The sequence below is a fragment of the Lysobacter sp. Root667 genome (assembly GCF_001427715.1).
GTDB lineage: Bacteria > Pseudomonadota > Gammaproteobacteria > Xanthomonadales > Xanthomonadaceae > Lysobacter.
Map to the genome: position 1 here is coordinate 843,450 of NZ_LMHF01000009.1, position 17,023 is coordinate 860,472.

Sequence of the window (17,023 nt, forward strand, 5' to 3'; positions counted from 1 at the left end):
ATGGCGGATGCGCATCACTGTCCGTAGTCGCGTTGGTAGACCACGCTGAAGCGCAGGGTCGCGGCGCCGGCGATCAGTTCGCCGGCATGGTTGGTGGTGCTGTGGTCGGCCCGCCATTCGTTGGGCAGGGTGGTGCCGGCGTTGGCCTGGGCCAGGCTGCGCACGGCGTCGATCGCGGTCAGCGCGGCCGGGTAGTCGCCGTTGTCCAGGGCATCCTCGGTGCTGTCCAGCAGCGCGGTGAACGCCGGCTGCTCGGCGACCGGCAGCAAGGCGACGCGGTTGCGCAGGCGCAGGATCTTTTCGTCGATGACCATGCCGGTGGGGCGCAGGTCGATCAGGATCAGGAACTGCGAGAAGCCGCCATAGGTGCCGCGTGCGCGCACGCTGCCCTGGGCGATCTCGTCGGTGATGTCGTAGAACGGCCCGCCCAGCGATCCTTTGAACAGGCGCAGCGAACTGCCCAGCGCATAGGGCAGGACGTGGGTATGCAGTTCGACTCGCCCGGTGCCCTGGAAGCGCAGGCCGCCGTTGGCCGGCGGCTCGATGGTGATCAGCACCGGCAGGGCCGCGGTCAGCGAGGTCAGGCTGAGGCTGGGCAATCGCCCCTGCAGCAGTGGGCTGAGCGGGCTGACGATCTTGGCGCCGATGCCGAGGCTGTTCGCGTTCAGGCCCTGGGCGTTCTCGAACTCCAGGCTCAGGTCCAGGATGGTCAGTCCGGGCAGGCCGACGAAGGCATTGGCCTCGTTGCCCGAGATATTGACGCTGACCGGCAGCGATTGCGCATTGGCCGGTCCCGAACCGCCCCACAACACTGCAGCCAACAGCGCACTCCATGCCCAGTTCGCCATGCGACACCCCCCGTGGACCGTGGCCCGGTCGGCGTCCGCCGTGGGCGCAGACAGGGCAACGGCATGCGCCGAGCGTACTCCGCGTGCCAGATGAAGTCTCTAGGGGAATTCCCCCACGGGCCCTGGGCGTTCATCCGGATGGCTGCGCCCGGATCAGGACCGCCATCGTGCGGTTGCCGGACCCCCGCATCGTCCCCGGCGCCGCCGTCCGTATTCATGGAGAACCCGCGCATGCAACGCACTCGCCGCACCTTCCTCAAGCTGTCCGCGCTGACCGTGGGCATGATGGCCAGCGGCATGGCCCTGGCCGGCGCCCAGCTCGATGCCGCCCTGAACCGGGTGCTCGGCACCGCGTCCGCGCTGGAGCGGCTCGAAGTCGTGGTGTCCTACGACCAGACCGGGCCGGTGCGCAGCAGCCAGCTGCAGGTGCTGCGTTCGCTCGGCATCGGCAAGGGCATCAGCATGCGCAACCTGCCGATCGCCGGCGCGCTGGCCACGCCGGCGCAGATCCGCGCCCTGGCCCAGCGCAGCGACGTGCGCGCGATCCACCTCAACCGTGCGCTGGAGTACTACAACCAGGAGGCGCGCGAGCTGTCCGGGGTGAACCGGGTCCAGGCCAATCCCGGCGACTTCGGCCGCACCACGCCCTACACCGGGCGCGGGGTGGCGGTGATGATCAACGACTCGGGCATCGACGCCACCCACGCCGACCTCAAGTACGGCCAGCGCGTGATCCAGAACGTGCAGGCCCTGACCAACCTGCACGCGGTGCTGGATTTCCTGCCGGTGGTGGTACTGGAGAACCAGCTCAACACCGATATCAGCTCCGGCCACGGCACCCATTGCGCCGGCACCGTCGGCGGCAGCGGCGCGCAGTCGGCCGGGCTGTACCGCGGCGTCGCCACCGGCGCGGACCTGGTCGGCTACGGCTCCGGCGCGGTGATCTCGATCCTGGACGCGGTCGGCGGTTACGACTACGCGATCAGCCACAAGAACAGCTTCGCCTCGCCGATCCGGGTGATCTCCAATTCCTGGGGCTCCTCGGGCGCGTTCGATCCCACCGACCCGGTCAACCTCGCCAGTTACGAGGCCTACAAGCAGGGCATCGTCAGCGTGTTCGCGGCCGGCAACGACGGCCCCGCCGCCAATACCCACAACCCCTATGCGCAGGCGCCGTGGGTGATCTCGGTCGGCGCCGGCAACAAGGACGGCACGCTCGCCGACTTCTCTTCGCGCGGCAATCCCGGCGAAAGCGCCAGCTTCACCATGCCCGACGGCGTGAGCTGGACTTACACCAATCAGCCCAGCCTGGTCGCGACCGGCGTCGACATCGTCTCGACCCGCGCCCTGACCGGCCTGCTGCCGGTGCTGGCGCTGCCGCAGGATGTCTCGCTCGGTGCCAAAGCGCTGTACTACACGCATATGAGCGGCACATCCATGGCGACCCCGCACGTGGCCGGCATCGTCGCCCTGTTGCTGGAGGCCAATCCGGCGCTGAACCCGATGGAGGTCAAGCAGATCCTCACCGCGACCGCCAACCCCATGGCCGGGCGCCTGCCGTTCGAGGTCGGCAGCGGCCATGTCGATGCGTACGAGGCGGCGCTGGTCGCGCAGTCCTACTGAGTTTCCCGCCCTATCCGGCCAAGGACGGTCCGGGTGGAAAGCAGGCGTTCCCTCCCTCTCTTGCACTCTCTAAGCGCTCATCGGGGGCATCCGGGTCGTAGCGGGTGCCCTTTTTTTGTCGGCTGTCTGCGGCGCGGATCTGGCCGCTGTCGGCAGCCGCCTGCGTTAGCGCCTTATAGAGGTCGGAATGGACGTCTACGCATCCCCCTCGCCGCAAGGCGAGACTGGCCCGGCCGCTGCCGGGCCATTTTTTTGCCGAACTCAGAAGATCGTCTGCAGGCCGCCCTTGGCGACCATGGGGCCGGTGGGCGCGCCCTGCGGGGCGCCGCTGGCCGGCTCCAGGGTGACCGCCAGGATCGTGCCCGGCTTGAGCGCCCACTGGTGTTGCTTGGGCACGGCGACCATATGCGGCCATTCGGTCGAGACCATGCCCAAAGACAGCGGCGCGTGCCCGGCCGGGATCAGCCACAGCTCGGGCATGCGGCCCTGGGCGTCGGCCGGCGCACGCACCGGCACCATCAGCACCTGGCCTTGCTTGAGGTCCAGCGAGGCCATCCAGCCGGGACTGCCGTCGTCGTGGACCAGGGTGGTCACCGGTTTGGCCTGCGCGGCCGGTTGTACCGCGACCGGCGGCGTCGGCGTCACGGCCGGCGGCTGCGGCGGACGGCCAACGAAGATCGCGGCCAGCGCCGCGGCGGCCGCGAATCCGGTCGCGGCACGCCAGAAGCCCAGGCTCTGCCAGAGGCCGCGGCGCTCGTCGCCGACCGGCGACCAGCCCAGGCGCGTGCGCAGGCGCGGCCACAGGTGCGCGGGCACGTCCGCGGGCGCGATCCCGTCCAGCAGGTCCGCCAGGCGCCGTTCCCAATCGGCGACCGCCTGCGCGAACGCGGGATCGGCGGCGATGCGCGCCTGCGCCTGCAGCCGTTGCCGCGCGTCCAGCACGCCCAGCACGTATTCGGCGGCGAACAGATCCGCCTCGGGCGGCTCGGGCCCGGCGTCGTCGTCGAAGCGGGGATCGTGCGCGCTCATGATTCCAGGCACGCGCGCAGCTGGACCAGGCCGCGCCGGATCCAGCTCTTGACCGAACCCAGCGGCGAACCGATGCGCGCGGCCAGTTCCTCGTAGGTCGCGCCGTCGAAGAACGCGGTGCGGATCAGCGCGCGGCGCCGCGCTTCCAGGCCCTGCATGCAGATATCCAGCCGGCTGCGTTCGTTCGCGGCCTCGGCCTGCTGCAGCGGTGAGGCGGCGTGATCGGCGACGTCGTCGGCGAGTTCGATCGAGGCCATGCGCTGCGGCGCCGGCAGCGTGCGGGCGCGGTCGATGGCCTTGTTGCGCGCGATCATCGCCAGCCAGGTGATCGCGCCGGCGCGGCCGGCGTCGAACTGCACGGCCTTGCGCCAGACGCTGGCGTAGACCTCCTGCAGCACGTCCTCGGCCTCGGCGCGGTCGGGCAGCACGCGCAGGCAGACGCCGAGCAGCTTGCCGGAGGTGGCACGGTACAGGGCTTCGAAGGCGCCGCGGTCGCCGCCGGCGACCGCGCTCAACAGGCCGTCGAGGCGTTCGCTTTCCGGGGTGGGCTGGCGTTGCGGTAACTCGGGCATTCCTGCACCTGTGTGGCCAAGGCGGATCGAGGTTGCCGCCGCATCGTATCGCAGCGCATGGCGGCGGCCGCGAGGGGCGACGATGAGGCGGGCACGCCGACACCGCGATGATGGGGGCCCGAAAGCCGAATCGATCCCCGGCGCGGTCGGCGTCGCGCGCGCTGGATGGGTAGGGAAGGCGATGCGCAGTCCGAGCATGCGTATCCATACGAGCGCGGGCCGGGAATGGATGCACGCGGCGGTCGGGCGGGTAGGGCGCAGCGGTCGCTCGGGAGCTCGCCCATAATCGAGCCCGCCGAAATCGCCCTCGGGGAAATCGCGCCGAGGAAATCGCACCCGAGAAAAGCGCCATCGCAGGATCGCCATCCCAGGATCGCGACCCCAGAAACAGAAAACCCCACAGGGCTGGCGCCATGCGGGGTTGACGGTTCAAGACCTGCGAAATGGTGGCCGGGGAGGGAATCGAACCCCCGACACGGGGATTTTCAATCCCCTGCTCTACCAACTGAGCTACCCGGCCATTTCACGGCAGGCCGTGATGAGGAGCGGGATGATACGGAGGGCCGAACGATCTGGCAAGCCGCATGTCCGCTGAACGGCCTGCGCAGGCGCCGACGCGGTGCGCCGGCGGCGGCGCATGATGCTTTCGGAGCAAGCAGATGTGGGCTGTACCAGCCATAGGAGCCGCCATGAAACGCTTACTTTTCGCCGTATCCGCCGCGCTGACCTTGTTCGCGATGAGCGCCTGCGCGACCGATCCCAAGATGCGCGACGCCGACCGCCTCGCGCTGTATCGCGCCCACGCCGGCGCGCCGGTGCCGGCCTTCCAGTACTTCGGCCGCCTCGACGGCTGGACTCCGCTCGGCGACAGCGCGCTCGCGGTATGGACGCGGCCCAACCAGGCGTTTCTATTGGAGCTGCAGGGCCGTTGCCCGGACCTGGATTTCGCCTCGGCGATCACCGTCAGCAACCAGGCCGGCCGGGTCTATTCGCGCTTCGACAAGGTGATGGTGCTCAGCCGCAGTGCGATCCCATTCCCCTGCCATATCGGCTCGATCCGTCCGCTCGACGTCAAGGCGATCAAGCAGGCGCAGCGCGACATGCGCTCGGCCGGCACGGTGCCGGAGACGCGCGACGACGTGTCGCCGCAGGACGCCAAAGCGCAGGACGGCAAGTAAGCCGCGCCGGGCGGCGTCGCTCAGGTCTCCGGCGCCACGTAACCGGCCGGCTTGTCGGCGCCGCCGCCGAACAGGAACTTCTCCATTTCCGCTTCCAGGAAGGCGCGGTGCTTGGGGTCCAGCGGCGACAGGCGGTTCTCGTTGATCAGCATGGTCTGATGGGCCAGCCATGCCGCCCACGCGGTCTTGCCGATGTTGGCGAATACGCGCTTGCCCAGTTCGCCGGGCCAGGGCACGAAGTCCAGGCCGTCGGTGTCGCGGTGTTCGTATTGGCAATGGACGGTGCGCGGCATCGGAGTTCCTGAGATTGGCGGCCCGCGGCGCAGGCCGCGGGCGTGGTGCGTGGCGGCGGGGCCGCCGCGCTAGTCGTTGCGTTCCAGCAGTTTGCGGATCGGCGCCGGTATGCCCAGCGCGGACAGTTCGGCGCGCGCGACCCAGCGCAGCTCGTCATTGTCGCGCACCGCGTCGTGCGGGGCGATGCCGCGCCAGCGCAGCGGCTGCAATTCCAGCTTGTAGTGGCTGAACGCGTGCGCGATCGGGGCCAAGGCTTCGGCGCCGGCGAAGTCGCCGCGCACGTGGCCGTCGAACCAATGTTGCGCGAGCTGCGCGTCGTCGGCCTGCGGTAGGGTCCACAGCGAGGCCCAGATCCCGGCCGGTGGGCGCCGCTGCAGCAACACCCGGTCCTGCGCGTCGATCAGCCACAGCACCTGCGCGTAACGCTGCGGCGCGACCTTGCCGGGCTTGGGCGTGGGCAGTTCGGCGACCCGGCCTTCGCGGCGGGCGACGCAGTCGTCCTGCAAGGGGCACAGCACGCAGGCCGGATCGGCGCGCGTGCACAGGGTCGCGCCCAGATCCATCTGCGCCTGGGTGTAGTCGGCCATGCGCGCGGCGGGCAGCTGCGGGCTCGAAACGGAACGCTCGGCCAGCGCCCACAGTTGTTTTTCCACCGCCGGCAGGCCGGGATAACCGGTCACGCCGTGGTAGCGGCTGAGCACGCGCTTGACGTTGCCGTCGAGGATCGCGTGGCGATCGCCCCAGGCCTGCGACAGGATCGCCGCGGCGGTGCTGCGGCCGATGCCGGGCAGGGCGGTCAGGGCGTCGAGATCGCGCGGCAGCTCGCCGCCGTGCAGTTCGACGCAACGCTGGGCGGTCGCGTGCAGGTTGCGGGCGCGGGCGTAGTAGCCCAGGCCCGACCACAGCGCCAGCACCTGGTCCTGCGGCGCGGCGGCGAGCGTGGGCAGCGACGGCAAGGCGGCGACGAAACGTTCGAAGTAGGGCGCCGCGGTCTTGACCTGGGTCTGCTGCAGCATGATTTCCGACAGCCAGACCCGGTATGGCGTGCGCGGATGCTGCCAGGGCAGGTCGTGGCGGCCGGACACGTCGAACCAGCGCAGCAGCCGCGGCGCGAACGTATCCGTGCGCTCGCCGTCCGCGCGCTCGTTCGCGGGCGCAGGCGCAGCGGCGATCGCGCGTGCGGCGCTGCTCACGGCAGATCCTCGTCGCCGAGTTCGACCTCGACCGCTTCCAGGGTCGCGCCGGAGATTTCCAGCTTGGGCGCGACGATTCTGCCGGCCAGCGGCGGCAGCGGTGGGCCGCCTGCGCCGGCGTCGATCCAGGCCAGCACTGCGGGCAGGCAGAAGCGGCTGTCGATGCGGGCAGCGTCGCGGCTCAGGCGCAGTCCGGCGGTTTCCGACAGATCGGGCCGGCCGACGTAGCGCAGCTCGAACGGCAGCGGCGCGGACGAAGTACCCAACGGCGCCGGCAGCGCCGGCCAGGCCTGCGGCCAGCGCGCCAGGCTTCCGTCCAGTTGCAGCACCAGACGCCGGCCCAGCGCGAGCGCGCCGGTCGCGTCCAGGCTCGGGATCGGATTGCCGTCGCCGCCGCGCGCGCGCAGCGCCAGCGCGACCGGTTCCAGCGACCACACCGCCTCGTCGAACTTGAGCGGGCCGTGCAGGCCCAGCGCGAACGGCAGATGCGTATCGCCGGATTCGTAGCTGGCCGCCGCGCCCAGCAGCGCCGGCACGATGGTGAGTTCGTCGTCGCCGATGCGCAGCGGTCCGGACAGCGCGACCGTCGCCGGCAGGCGCCAGCCCGGTTGTTCGATCGCGACGCGGCCGTTGGCGCCGAGCCCGGCCGCCGGCGCGGGCCGCGACAACGCGACCGCGAGATCGAACGGGATCGTCAGCGGCGGATCCAGATAGCGGCCGCGCAGGCGCGCGCGCACCGGCCGGTCGGGATAGAGCTCGGGCAAGTCGGCGCGGATGCCGTCGATGCGCCAGTCGTCGTTGCGGATGCGACCGTCGACGATGCGCAGGCCGTCGGTCAGGGTCGGGATGCGGGTTTCGGTCGAGGGCGGGCGGCTGGCCAGCCAATGCTGCAGCGCGGGCAGGTCCAGCAGCGGCGCGTCGAGTTCGATCCGCTCCACGGTCAACTGCTCGCCGCGGCTGCGGATCGTCGACCACGGCAGCGACAGCTGGATGCGTTTGGCGCTGAGCAGCGGCGTGGCGGCACCGGGCTCGCGCACGACCACGTCGCGCACCAGCAGCATCGGGCTGCCGCGCAGGCGGTATTCGCCGGCGCCGGACGCGGTGATTTCCAGGCCCAGGGCGGCGCCGACGCGGCCCAGGATCAGCGCCGCGGCGCGGTCCGGGCGCGAGATCCAGCTCAGCGAGAACGTCGCCAGCAGCGCCAGGGCGGCGAGCGCGATGAGCGCGCGCCGCCCGCGCCGTTTCGGCGTCGGATTGGCGGGGGCGGGGTCGGCGACCATGCGCGCGCCGGCGGGCGGGCTCAGGCGCCGAGCGCTTCGGGCAGCAACGCGTCGACGAAGGCTTCGGCGTCGAACACGCGCAGATCCTCGGGACGCTCGCCGATGCCGGCGTAGCGGATCGGAATGCCGAACTCGCGCGCCAGCGCGAACACCACGCCGCCCTTGGCGGTGCCGTCGAGCTTGGTCACCACCAGGCCGGTCACGCCGACCGCGGCGTTGAACTGGCGCAGCTGCGACAGGGCGTTCTGGCCGGTGGTGCCGTCGATCACCATCAGCACTTCGTGCGGCGCGCCGGCGTCGACTTTCTGCAGCACGCGCTTGATCTTGCCCAGCTCGGCCATCAGGCCCTGCTGGGTGTGCAGGCGGCCGGCGGTGTCGGCGATCAGCACTTCGATGCCGCGCGCCTTGGCCGCCTGCAGCGCGTCGAACGCGACCGAGGCGGCGTCGGCGTTCTGGCCCTGGGCGATCACCGGCACGCCGTTGCGTTCGCCCCAGGCCTGCAGCTGCGCGACCGCGGCGGCGCGGAAGGTGTCGCCGGCGGCCAGCATCAGGGCGCGGTTCTCGTCGCGGAAGCGCTTGGCGAGCTTGCCGATGGTGGTGGTCTTGCCGACGCCGTTGACGCCGACGGTCAGCAGCACGAATGGGCGCGCCGTGGTGTCGATCCGCAGCGGCTGCGCGACCGGCCGCAGCAGCGCGATCAGGTCGGCGCGCAGCGCGGCCAGCAGGGCCGTGGCATCGGCGAACTCGCGTGCCTTCATGCGCCGGCGCAGGCCTTCGATCAGGGCGGTGGTCGCGGTCACGCCGACGTCGGCGGTGAGCAGGGCGGTTTCGATTTCGTCGAGCAGGTCGTCGTCGAGCTTGGGATTGCGCGAGAACAGCCCGCCCAGGCTGCGCGCGAAGACGCTGCCGCGCAGGCGCTCGCGCCAGCCGGGTTTGCCGGCGGCGGCGGGCGCGGCGCTGTCGGCGGCGACGGCGGTAGCGGTGGGGGCGTCGACTTCGAGCGCGGCCGCGATCACTTCGGCCGGCACCGGTTCGGCTGCGGCGATGCCTTCGGCGGCAGCAGGTTCGGCGTCGGCGGGCGCGACAGCAGCGGGCTCGGCCGCAGGCTCGACCGGCTGCGCCGACGGGAAGGCGGCGGCCAGTTCCTCGGTGCTGAGTCGGGCTTCGCTGGCGGGAGTTTCGGGCTTCTTGCGGCGGAAAAAACCGATCATCAGGGGGAAGCGTCACGAATGCGCGAGAATGCGCACATGCTAGCACCGGCTCCGCCACGCTCCCGATGAACAAACCCACCGCAGGCCGGCCCATGCGCGCCGCCGCCGGTACGCCCGGACGCATCCGCATCATCGGCGGCCGTTGGCGCGGCACCCGCCTGGACGTGGCCGACGCGCCGGGCCTGCGCCCGACCTCCGACCGCGTCCGCGAAACCCTGTTCAACTGGCTGCTGCCGGCCTTGCCCGGCGCGCGCGCGCTCGATCTGTTCGCCGGCACCGGCGCGCTCGGGCTGGAAGCGCTGTCGCGCGGGGCGGCCAGCGCGACCCTGGTCGAGCGCGACCCTGGCCTGGCCGCCGCCCTGCGCGCGACCGTGGCGCGCCTGCCCGGCGGCGAGGCCGCGCAGGTGGTCCAGGCCGACGCGCTGGCCTGGCTGGGAGGGCAGGCCGAGGCCGGCTACGACCTGGCCTTCGTCGACCCGCCGTTCGCGGCCGGTTTGTGGGACGCGGTCTGGCCGGCCTTGTTGCCGAAACTGGCAGCCGGGGCCTGGCTGTACGTCGAAGCGCCGCAGGGCGTGCCGATCGCGCTGCCGCCGGACTGGCTGCGGCACCGCGAAGGCGGCACCAGGGAAGTGAGCTACGCCCTGTATCGGCGGCGCCCGGCGGTCTAGACGGGCCCGAAACCAGGCCGAAAACACGACCGAAACCAGGCCCGGCGCGGCTACGGTCGCAACGAACCCTGCGAAAGCGCCCGACTGCTACACTTCGCTCCGTCCCGACGGGCGCGTCGCGACGGTAACGGTGCCCCTGCGGCCCGGACCGACGCCCGCCCCGCCGCCATCCGCCAGCAGACGCGAACGAACACTCCATGAGCGTGGCCCGTACTCGAATCGCCGTCTATCCCGGCACCTTCGATCCGATCACCAACGGCCACATCGACCTCGTCGACCGCGCCGCTCCGCTGTTCGAACGTCTGATCATCGGCGTGGCCGCCAGCCCGGGCAAAGGTCCGGCGCTGCCGTTGGAGCTGCGCGTCGATCTGGCCCGGCAGGCGGTGTCCCACCACAAGCACATCGAAGTCCGCGGTTTCGATTGCCTGCTCGCGCATTTCGTCGCCGAAGTCGGCGGCGGGGTGCTGCTGCGCGGCCTGCGCGCGGTCTCGGACTTCGAATACGAGTTCCAGCTGGCGAGCATGAACCGCCACCTGATCCCGGAGGTGGAGACCTTGTTCCTCACCCCGGCCGAGCAGTACGGATTCATTTCCTCGTCGTTGGTACGCGAGATCGCCCGCCTCGGCGGCGACGTCTCCGGATTCGTACCACCGGCGGTAGCCGAAGCGCTGCAGGCCGAATGGCAGCGCAATCAGAAACGATGACTTCCAACACACGGGGATCCCGATGAACACCACCTCCCGCCTGATGCTGATCGCCTGCCTCGCGCTGCCCTTCGTGGCCGCGTGCAAGAAGGAAGAAGCGCCGGTCGCCGCCGTGCAGGCTCCGCTGACCGCGCCCAAGGGCACCGACGACAACGAATGGGGCAAGTACCTGACCGACGTGGTCAAGCGCAAGGTCGAAGCCGAAGGCATCGCCGTCAGCCCGTACCTGTACTACCTGCCGGCCGAAAGCAGCCCGGACTTCCAGGGCTTCTACGACCGCCAGGTCGAGAAGGCCAAGCTCGACATCGCGCGCGGCATCACCGAAGGCAACCTGCTGGCCTACGGCTCGCCGGCCTCGGCCAAGATGGCCGACCTGATCATCGAGGCGTTCCCGGCTCCGACCAAGGACACCCCGCCGATGAAGGGCGTGAAGGTGCTGTTCATCGGCGCCCCGGCCGACAGCGAGCGCGTCAAGGCCGCCGTCGCGCCGTACAACGTCGAATACTCGTTCGTCGAAGTTAAGTAATCGCCCGCGGATGCGGCCGCCGCCCGGCGGCCGCATCCGCTGGTTTACGGACGGTCGGGCGCGGATCGCATCCCGGCCGTTCCGCCGCCCGCGCGCGGCGACGCGGTCGCCTTGCCCGGCCGGCGCCCGGTTCCCGACGAGCCGGTTGTAGGACGAGCCGGTTGTAGGACGAACCGGTTCTGAAGCGTCCGTTTTCATGGGCCCGTTCTCAAGCGCCCGTTCCGCCCCCATGATGTCCCCATGTCCCTGCGCATCAACGAGCTCTGCGTCAACTGCGACGTCTGCGAACCGGCCTGTCCCAACCAGGCGATCACGCAGGGCGAGAGCATCTATGTGATCGATCCGGCGCGTTGCACCGAATGCGTCGGCCACTACGACGAACCGCAGTGCGTGGTCGTCTGCCCGGTCGAGTGCATCGACAACGACCCGGCCCATCCCGAATCCCACGAACAGCTGCTGGCCAAGCTGCAGCGTTTGCAACAGGAGTAAACGATGCGCATGGCGCCCGTAGTGCACGCCGGTCTGCTGTCCCTGGGTCTGCTGTTCGCATTCTCTCCCTCGCAGGCGGCGCAGGCGCCGCAAGCCGGCGTCGCGCACCCGCCGGGCGCCGCCATCGCCAGCGCGCACCAGCTGTCGACCGACGCCGGCCTGGAAGCGATCCGCCAGGGCGGCAACGCCTTCGATGCCGCGGTCGCGGTGTCCTCGACGCTGTCGGTGGTCGAGCCGATCAGCTCCGGCATCGGCGGCGGCGGCTTCTTCCTGCTGCATGACGCCAAGACCGGTCGCGACGTGTTCGTCGACGCGCGCGAGACCGCGCCGGCCGCGGCGACTCCGGCTGCGTACCTGGACAAGAACGGCGAACTCGATCGCGACCGCGCCACCAACGGTCCGTGGTCGGCCGGCATCCCCGGCCTGCCGGCGGCGCTGGTGCACCTGGCCGAGCGCTACGGCAAGCTGCCGCTGAAGACTTCGCTGGCGCCGGCGATCCGGATAGCGCGCGAAGGTTTCCCGATCTACCCGCGCCTGGAAAAGGGCTACGCCAGCCGCCGCGAAGTGATGGAGCGCTACGCCGGCACGCGCGCGGTGTTCCTGGCCGACGGCAGCCCGCCCAAGGCCGGCGAAATCCTCAAGCAGCCCGAGCTCGCGCATACCCTGGAGCTGCTGGCGGCCAAGGGTTACGACGGTTTCTACCGCGGCGAAGTCGCCAAGAAGCTGCTGGCCGCGGTCAAGCACGAAGGCGGCCAGTGGCGCGCCGACGAGCTGTCCGGCTACCAGGTGCGCGAACGCGAACCGCTGCGCCTGAAGTATCGCGGCTGGGACATCGTCACCGCGCCGCCGCCGTCCTCGGGCGGCGTGGCCCTGGCCGAAATCCTGCAGACGATCTCGGGCTGGGACCTGTCCAAGCTCGACGACGCCCACCGCGTCCACATCGTGGTCGAGGCGATGCGCCGCGCCTACCGCGACCGCACCCTCTACCTCGGCGATCCCGACTTCGTGAAGATGCCGCTGGCGCGCCTGACCAGCGCCGACTACGCGGCCGGCCTGCGCGCCACCATCCATCCCGACAAGGCCACGCCCAGCGAGCTGCTGTCGGGCCAGGCGGCGCCGCTGGAAGACGACGAGACCACCCACTTCTCGATCATCGACGCCGAAGGCAACCGCGTTTCCGCGACCCAGACCGTCAACCTGCTGTACGGCTCGGGCATGGTCGCGCCGGGCACCGGTGTGCTGCTCAACAATGAAATGGACGATTTCGCGCTGCGTCCGGGCACGCCCAACGCCTTCGGCGTGATGGGCTATTCGGCCAATGCGCCGGCGCCGGGCAAGCGCATGCTCAGCTCGATGACGCCCAGTTTCCTGGAGTCGAAAGACAAGGTGATCGCGGTCGGCGCGCCCGGCGGCAGCCGCATCATCACCCAGGTATTGCTGGCGATCCTGGCCTACGACGCCGGCCTGGCGCCGCAGCAGGTCGCGGCATTGCCGCGCTACCACCACCAGTGGATGCCCGACGCGATCTCGGCCGAGGCCGGAGCGCTCGACGCGGCCACGGTCGCCGCGTTGCAGGCGATGGGCCACAAGGTCAACGCCGGCGAAAGCACCTGGGGCAATCTGCAGACGGTGATGTGGGACAAGACCGCCGGCACGCTGTCCGGCGGCACCGACCCGCGCAATCCGGTCGGCAAGGCCGCGGTGCTGCCCCAGCCCTGAACCCGGGTGCGATCCGATGCGCGGCCGCGCTAGAGCCGCCGCGCGCAGTGCAGTAGATTGCGCCTTCGACACAACGACGCGACGAACAGGGGCGGGGCCGACAGTGACGGATCAACAGGACAAGCCCTGGTACACCCGTGTGCCTGCGATCTCGGTCGCCTTGCTCGCGTTCCTGGTCGGCCTGACCACCCTGGTCAACAACGTCCGCGATTGGCTCAGCGACGACGCGCCGGCGGCGACTGCGGTTCCGGCCAACGCTCCGGCCAACGCGCCGGGCAAGCCGGCCGTCGCGCCGGCGACTTCGCAGCAGGCGCCGCGCAAGACCGCGGTACTGCTGACCTTGAAGCAGATCGAAGTGATCGACGACGGCACCAGCGGCAGCACCGCGTGGTCGTTCGAGATCGAAGGCGGCGGCGAGGAACTGTTCTCGCTGGCTTCGCGCGACTACGTCGACACCGGTGCCGACGCGATCGCGCGTCCGCGCGCCAGCGATCCTTCGATCGCGCGCGTGGTGCTGGTGCCGGGCCAGGAAATGACCATCAAGATCACCGGCCGCAGCTCGGGCCTGATCAGCCGTACCGTCGCCAGCGGCAGCGCCAAGCTGCGCGCCGACGGTTCCCTGGCGCCGATCCGGGTCACCGCCGACGGCGGCAAGTCGGGCGAGTTCGTGTTCCAGTTCGCGACCGTGGCGACGCCGCAGGATTAACCGGCGGTGCCCGCAGCGGGTGGGGCGGCAGGGCGACGATCCCGACCTGTTTCTTCGTTTTCGGGTTCGATCGCGACCCACGCCGCTTCCCGCTTCGGCATTGGCGACCGGATCATTCTGGCCGTCGGGGCGCGTGTCGCGCATCGTCCGTTTGCGCCAGCCCGCGCTATCGCGGCGCTAACGCCTGCGGAGTTACCCTATGCCTACGACGCGTCGATTGCGCGGCGTGCCTGCGCGATGCGCTTGCGAGCGCCCGCCGGCGCCCGCATCGGTCGCTCGCTCCCCCAGATCCCCTCAGATCCTCCCCCCGGATGGCCGCGATGAAACTTTGGTCCCTATTGGGTAACAGCCAGAAGCTCGACGGCGGCGCCATGTTCGGCAACGCGCCGCGCGCGATGTGGGCGAAGTGGTCGCCGCCGGACGAGCACAACCGCATCGATCTGGCTTGCCGCGCCTTGCTCGCCAGTCCGCTGGCCGGCAAGACGGTGCTGTTCGAAGCCGGTATCGGCGCCTTCTTCGAACCCAAGCTGCGCGAACGCTACGGCGTGGTCGAAGAACGCCACGTGCTGCTGGAGTCGCTCGCCGACGCCGGCTTCGCGCCCGAGGACGTCGACGTGGTGGTGCTGTCGCACCTGCATTTCGATCATGCCGGCGGCCTGCTCGCGCCCTGGGCCGAAGGCCAGGCGCCGCGGCTGCTGTTCCCGAACGCGAGTTACCTGGTCGGGCGCGCGCATTACGAGCGCGCGCGCCATCCGCATGCGCGCGACCGCGCGAGTTTCATCCCGGAATTGCCGGACCTGCTCGAAGCCACCGGCCGCCTGGAGCTGGTCGACGGCGAATATTCCAAGACCCTGGGCGAGAGCGTGCGCTTCCACTACAGCGACGGCCACACGCCGGGGCTGATGCTGGCCGAGATCGTCGGCCCGGACATCGTGGACGGGCGCCCGCACGGCGGCGTGGTGTTCTGCGCCGACCTGATCCCGGGCCGGCCCTGGGTCCACGTGCCCATCACCATGGGCTACGACCGCAACGCCGAACTGCTGATCGACGAGAAGAAGTCCTTCCTCGCCGACAAGCTGGAGCGCAACGTGCATCTGTTCTTCACCCACGACCCGGGCTGCGCGCTGGCCCAGGTGGTGCGCGACGACAAGGGCAAGTTCGGCACCGCCCACGAGGTCCCGGCCTTGCACGCGCGGGCCCTGACTGCATGAGATCGGCGCGGGCGGCGCTGCTGCTGCCGATCGTCTGCTTCGTGGCCGCGGCCGCGGCGCAGGCGCCCGCGGCGCCGACCGCGGCGCCGGTCGTTGCGGCCGAACCGGTCGGCGAACCGCGCACCGCGGGCGTGCTGCGCGACAGGGAATTCGGCATCGCCAGCCGTCAGTTCGGACTCGACCGCCGGGTCGAGATGTACCAGTGGCGCGCCACCCCGACCGGTTACGAACGGGTCTGGAACGCGGCGCGGATCGATTCGCAGGGCTATGCGCCCGGCCACGAGAATCCGCCGACGCTGCCGCTGGAAAATCGGCGCTGGTGGTCGGAGTCGGCGAGCCTGGACGGACGCCCGATCGAAGCCGCCGTGCTGCAGGCGCTGGGCGAGTGGCGGGTGTTCCGGCCCAATTTCTCGCGTCTGCCGGCCAATCTGGCGGCGACCTTCCAGCCCGAAGGCGATGGCCTGGGCAGCGCGGAGAATCCGCTGGATCCGCAGATCGGCGATCTGCGCGTGAGCTGGCGCGAGCTGCGCCTGCCGCCGCTGGAAGGCAAGGTCGAACTGGTCGAAGGCCGCTGGCGGATGTCGCCGGCGGTGGCGGCGGCGGCCTTGAACGCCGCGCCGGTGCCGGCGCCCGTGGCCGCGCCGGAAGCCGAAGGCGCGCACCGTGTATGGCCGTGGTTCGGCGGCGGCGCGCTGGTGGTCGCGATCGCCGTGGTCGCGCGGCGCCGTCGCAAGGCCAAGGCGCGCGCTGCGCAACTGCAGGACTGACGTCTGCTTTGAGGTTTTGCGGGGAGCGGTCGCGGCTTACGCCGCTCCTACCCCAAAGCATTGCGCGGTCTTGCCCGCGCCGCTTTCTGTGGGAGCGACGTGAGTCGCGATGAATTTCGGCGGCATGCGTGGGCGGGGATTTCGCGTTGGCCGGCCATCGTTCGAGGGCTGCCGGGTAAAATGCGCTCGCCAACGTTCGCTGGCATGTGGAGTGCTATCGCGACTCACGTCGCTCCCACAGAAAGCAACATTCAGGCAGCGGATCGGCGATGGGTTGCGTCGCCGAACGCAACGCCGGGGCAGGAGCAAGCCGGGCTCAGGTCTCGTGTTTGGTGCCGAAGATCTTGTCGCCGGCGTCGCCCAGGCCCGGCAGGATGTAGCCGACTTCGTTGAGGCGCTCGTCGACCGAGGCGGTGTAGACCTCGACGTCCGGGTGCCGGGCTTGCAGCGCGCGCAGGCCCTCCGGCGCGGCGACCAGGAACAGGCCCTTGATGCGCGTGCAGCCGGCGGCCTTGAGCATGTCCACGGTCGCGATCAGGGTGCCGCCTGTGGCCAGCATCGGGTCCAGGATCAGCGCGGTGCGCTCGTCCATGCGGCCGGTGAGTTTTTCGTAGTAGCCGACCGGCTGCAGGGTGCGCTCGTCGCGCTGCAGGCCGACCACGCCGACCTTGGCAGAGGGGATCAGCTCCAGCACGCCGGTCAGCATGCCCAGGCCGGCGCGCAGGATCGGCACCAGGGTGACCTTGGCGCCCTTGATGCGGCGGATGGTGACCGGCCCGGCCCAGCCTTCGATCGTCGCTTCCTCGGTTTCCAGATCGGCGGTGGCTTCGTAGGTGAGCAGGGTCGCGACCTCGGAGGCGAGCTCGCGGAATTCCTTGGTGCTGTTGCCGGCGCGGCGCATCAGGCCGAGCTTGTGCTGGACCAGCGGATGACGGACTTCGACGATCTTCATGGGCGACCTGGGGACGGTGTGCGGGCGATGCTTGCCGCACAGGATTAATGGTT

The 17,023-nt window shown here is 70.6% G+C and carries 18 protein-coding genes and 1 tRNA gene; 10 read left to right on the plus strand and 9 right to left on the minus strand.

Annotated elements, in window-relative coordinates; all coding sequences use genetic code 11:
* Positions 1 to 14 precede the first annotated feature (14 nt).
* Positions 15 to 821, minus strand: a complete 807-nt coding sequence (locus tag ASD78_RS07375; RefSeq protein ID WP_327037115.1) for a DUF6689 family protein — start codon at positions 819 to 821, stop codon at positions 15 to 17.
* A 258-nt stretch (positions 822 to 1,079) separates the two neighbouring features.
* Here ASD78_RS07375 and ASD78_RS07380 point away from each other — a divergent pair, with 258 nt between their 5' ends.
* Complete coding sequence (locus ASD78_RS07380) at positions 1,080 to 2,471, plus strand: S8 family serine peptidase (protein WP_056099948.1); 1,392 nt, start codon at positions 1,080 to 1,082, stop codon at positions 2,469 to 2,471.
* A gap of 261 nt (positions 2,472 to 2,732) precedes the next feature.
* Here ASD78_RS07380 and ASD78_RS07385 read toward each other — a convergent pair whose 3' ends face one another.
* The 3 genes from ASD78_RS07385 to ASD78_RS07395 form a co-directional block, all read right to left on the minus strand.
* Entirely contained in the window at positions 2,733 to 3,500 is a 768-nt protein-coding gene (locus tag ASD78_RS07385; protein ID WP_056099623.1) for an anti-sigma factor, read from the minus strand.
* Positions 3,497 to 4,072 (minus strand): sigma-70 family RNA polymerase sigma factor, encoded by a 576-nt coding sequence (locus tag ASD78_RS07390; protein ID WP_055902703.1) that lies wholly within the window; start codon positions 4,070 to 4,072, stop codon positions 3,497 to 3,499. Before ASD78_RS07390 ends, ASD78_RS07385 begins: the two co-directional genes overlap by 4 nt.
* 444 nt (positions 4,073 to 4,516) lie before the next feature.
* Positions 4,517 to 4,592: transfer RNA gene (locus ASD78_RS07395), tRNA-Phe, on the minus strand.
* A 169-nt stretch (positions 4,593 to 4,761) separates the two neighbouring features.
* On the opposite strand from ASD78_RS07395, the gene ASD78_RS07400 reads away from it, so the two are divergent.
* The gene (locus tag ASD78_RS07400) at positions 4,762 to 5,250 is read left to right on the plus strand and encodes a DUF6491 family protein (RefSeq protein ID WP_056099625.1); all 489 of its coding nucleotides are present in this window, start codon (positions 4,762 to 4,764) and stop codon (positions 5,248 to 5,250) included.
* A gap of 20 nt (positions 5,251 to 5,270) precedes the next feature.
* Here the strand turns inward: ASD78_RS07400 and ASD78_RS07405 are convergent, their stop codons facing one another.
* The 4 genes from ASD78_RS07405 to ftsY all read right to left on the minus strand — a co-directional run bounded on the left by ASD78_RS07405 (position 5,271) and on the right by ftsY (position 9,228).
* Entirely contained in the window at positions 5,271 to 5,543 is a 273-nt protein-coding gene (locus ASD78_RS07405; protein ID WP_055902695.1) for an oxidative damage protection protein, read from the minus strand.
* Between the two features lie 69 nt (positions 5,544 to 5,612).
* Positions 5,613 to 6,647, minus strand: coding sequence for an A/G-specific adenine glycosylase (gene mutY / locus ASD78_RS07410; protein ID WP_082575493.1), 1,035 nt, complete (start codon positions 6,645 to 6,647; stop codon positions 5,613 to 5,615).
* Positions 6,648 to 6,733: 86 nt separating this feature from the next.
* Positions 6,734 to 8,017, minus strand: coding sequence for a hypothetical protein (locus ASD78_RS07415; protein WP_056099627.1), 1,284 nt, complete (start codon positions 8,015 to 8,017; stop codon positions 6,734 to 6,736).
* A gap of 20 nt (positions 8,018 to 8,037) precedes the next feature.
* On the minus strand, positions 8,038 to 9,228 hold the full coding sequence (gene ftsY / locus ASD78_RS07420; protein WP_056099630.1) for a signal recognition particle-docking protein FtsY: 1,191 nt from the start codon (positions 9,226 to 9,228) through the stop codon (positions 8,038 to 8,040).
* A gap of 65 nt (positions 9,229 to 9,293) precedes the next feature.
* Here ftsY and rsmD point away from each other — a divergent pair, with 65 nt between their 5' ends.
* The 8 genes from rsmD to ASD78_RS07460 all read left to right on the plus strand — a co-directional run bounded on the left by rsmD (position 9,294) and on the right by ASD78_RS07460 (position 16,018).
* Positions 9,294 to 9,896 carry a 16S rRNA (guanine(966)-N(2))-methyltransferase RsmD gene (rsmD, locus tag ASD78_RS07425; protein ID WP_235566456.1) on the plus strand — a complete coding sequence of 201 codons (603 nt, stop codon included), beginning with the start codon at positions 9,294 to 9,296 and terminating at the stop codon, positions 9,894 to 9,896.
* A gap of 197 nt (positions 9,897 to 10,093) precedes the next feature.
* Positions 10,094 to 10,600 (plus strand): pantetheine-phosphate adenylyltransferase, encoded by a 507-nt coding sequence (gene coaD / locus ASD78_RS07430; protein WP_055902681.1) that lies wholly within the window; start codon positions 10,094 to 10,096, stop codon positions 10,598 to 10,600.
* A gap of 22 nt (positions 10,601 to 10,622) precedes the next feature.
* Entirely contained in the window at positions 10,623 to 11,126 is a 504-nt protein-coding gene (locus ASD78_RS07435) for a hypothetical protein (protein ID WP_056099638.1), read from the plus strand.
* A gap of 240 nt (positions 11,127 to 11,366) precedes the next feature.
* On the plus strand, positions 11,367 to 11,615 hold the full coding sequence (locus tag ASD78_RS07440) for a YfhL family 4Fe-4S dicluster ferredoxin (protein WP_055902675.1): 249 nt from the start codon (positions 11,367 to 11,369) through the stop codon (positions 11,613 to 11,615).
* 9 nt (positions 11,616 to 11,624) lie between these two features.
* The gene (gene ggt, locus ASD78_RS07445) at positions 11,625 to 13,334 is read left to right on the plus strand and encodes a gamma-glutamyltransferase (RefSeq protein WP_056099642.1); all 1,710 of its coding nucleotides are present in this window, start codon (positions 11,625 to 11,627) and stop codon (positions 13,332 to 13,334) included.
* A gap of 103 nt (positions 13,335 to 13,437) precedes the next feature.
* A complete protein-coding gene (locus ASD78_RS07450) occupies positions 13,438 to 14,040 on the plus strand; it encodes a hypothetical protein (protein ID WP_156087620.1) in 603 nt (200 codons plus the stop codon).
* A gap of 320 nt (positions 14,041 to 14,360) precedes the next feature.
* The gene (locus tag ASD78_RS07455) at positions 14,361 to 15,251 is read left to right on the plus strand and encodes an MBL fold metallo-hydrolase (protein WP_055903933.1); all 891 of its coding nucleotides are present in this window, start codon (positions 14,361 to 14,363) and stop codon (positions 15,249 to 15,251) included.
* On the plus strand, positions 15,248 to 16,018 hold the full coding sequence (locus ASD78_RS07460) for a TMEM43 family protein (RefSeq protein ID WP_056099650.1): 771 nt from the start codon (positions 15,248 to 15,250) through the stop codon (positions 16,016 to 16,018). The genes ASD78_RS07455 and ASD78_RS07460 overlap by 4 nt, the downstream gene beginning before the upstream one ends.
* 316 nt (positions 16,019 to 16,334) lie before the next feature.
* Here ASD78_RS07460 and upp read toward each other — a convergent pair whose 3' ends face one another.
* Complete coding sequence (upp, locus tag ASD78_RS07465; protein WP_055902665.1) at positions 16,335 to 16,970, minus strand: uracil phosphoribosyltransferase; 636 nt, start codon at positions 16,968 to 16,970, stop codon at positions 16,335 to 16,337.
* Between the last annotated feature and the right edge of the window lie 53 nt (positions 16,971 to 17,023).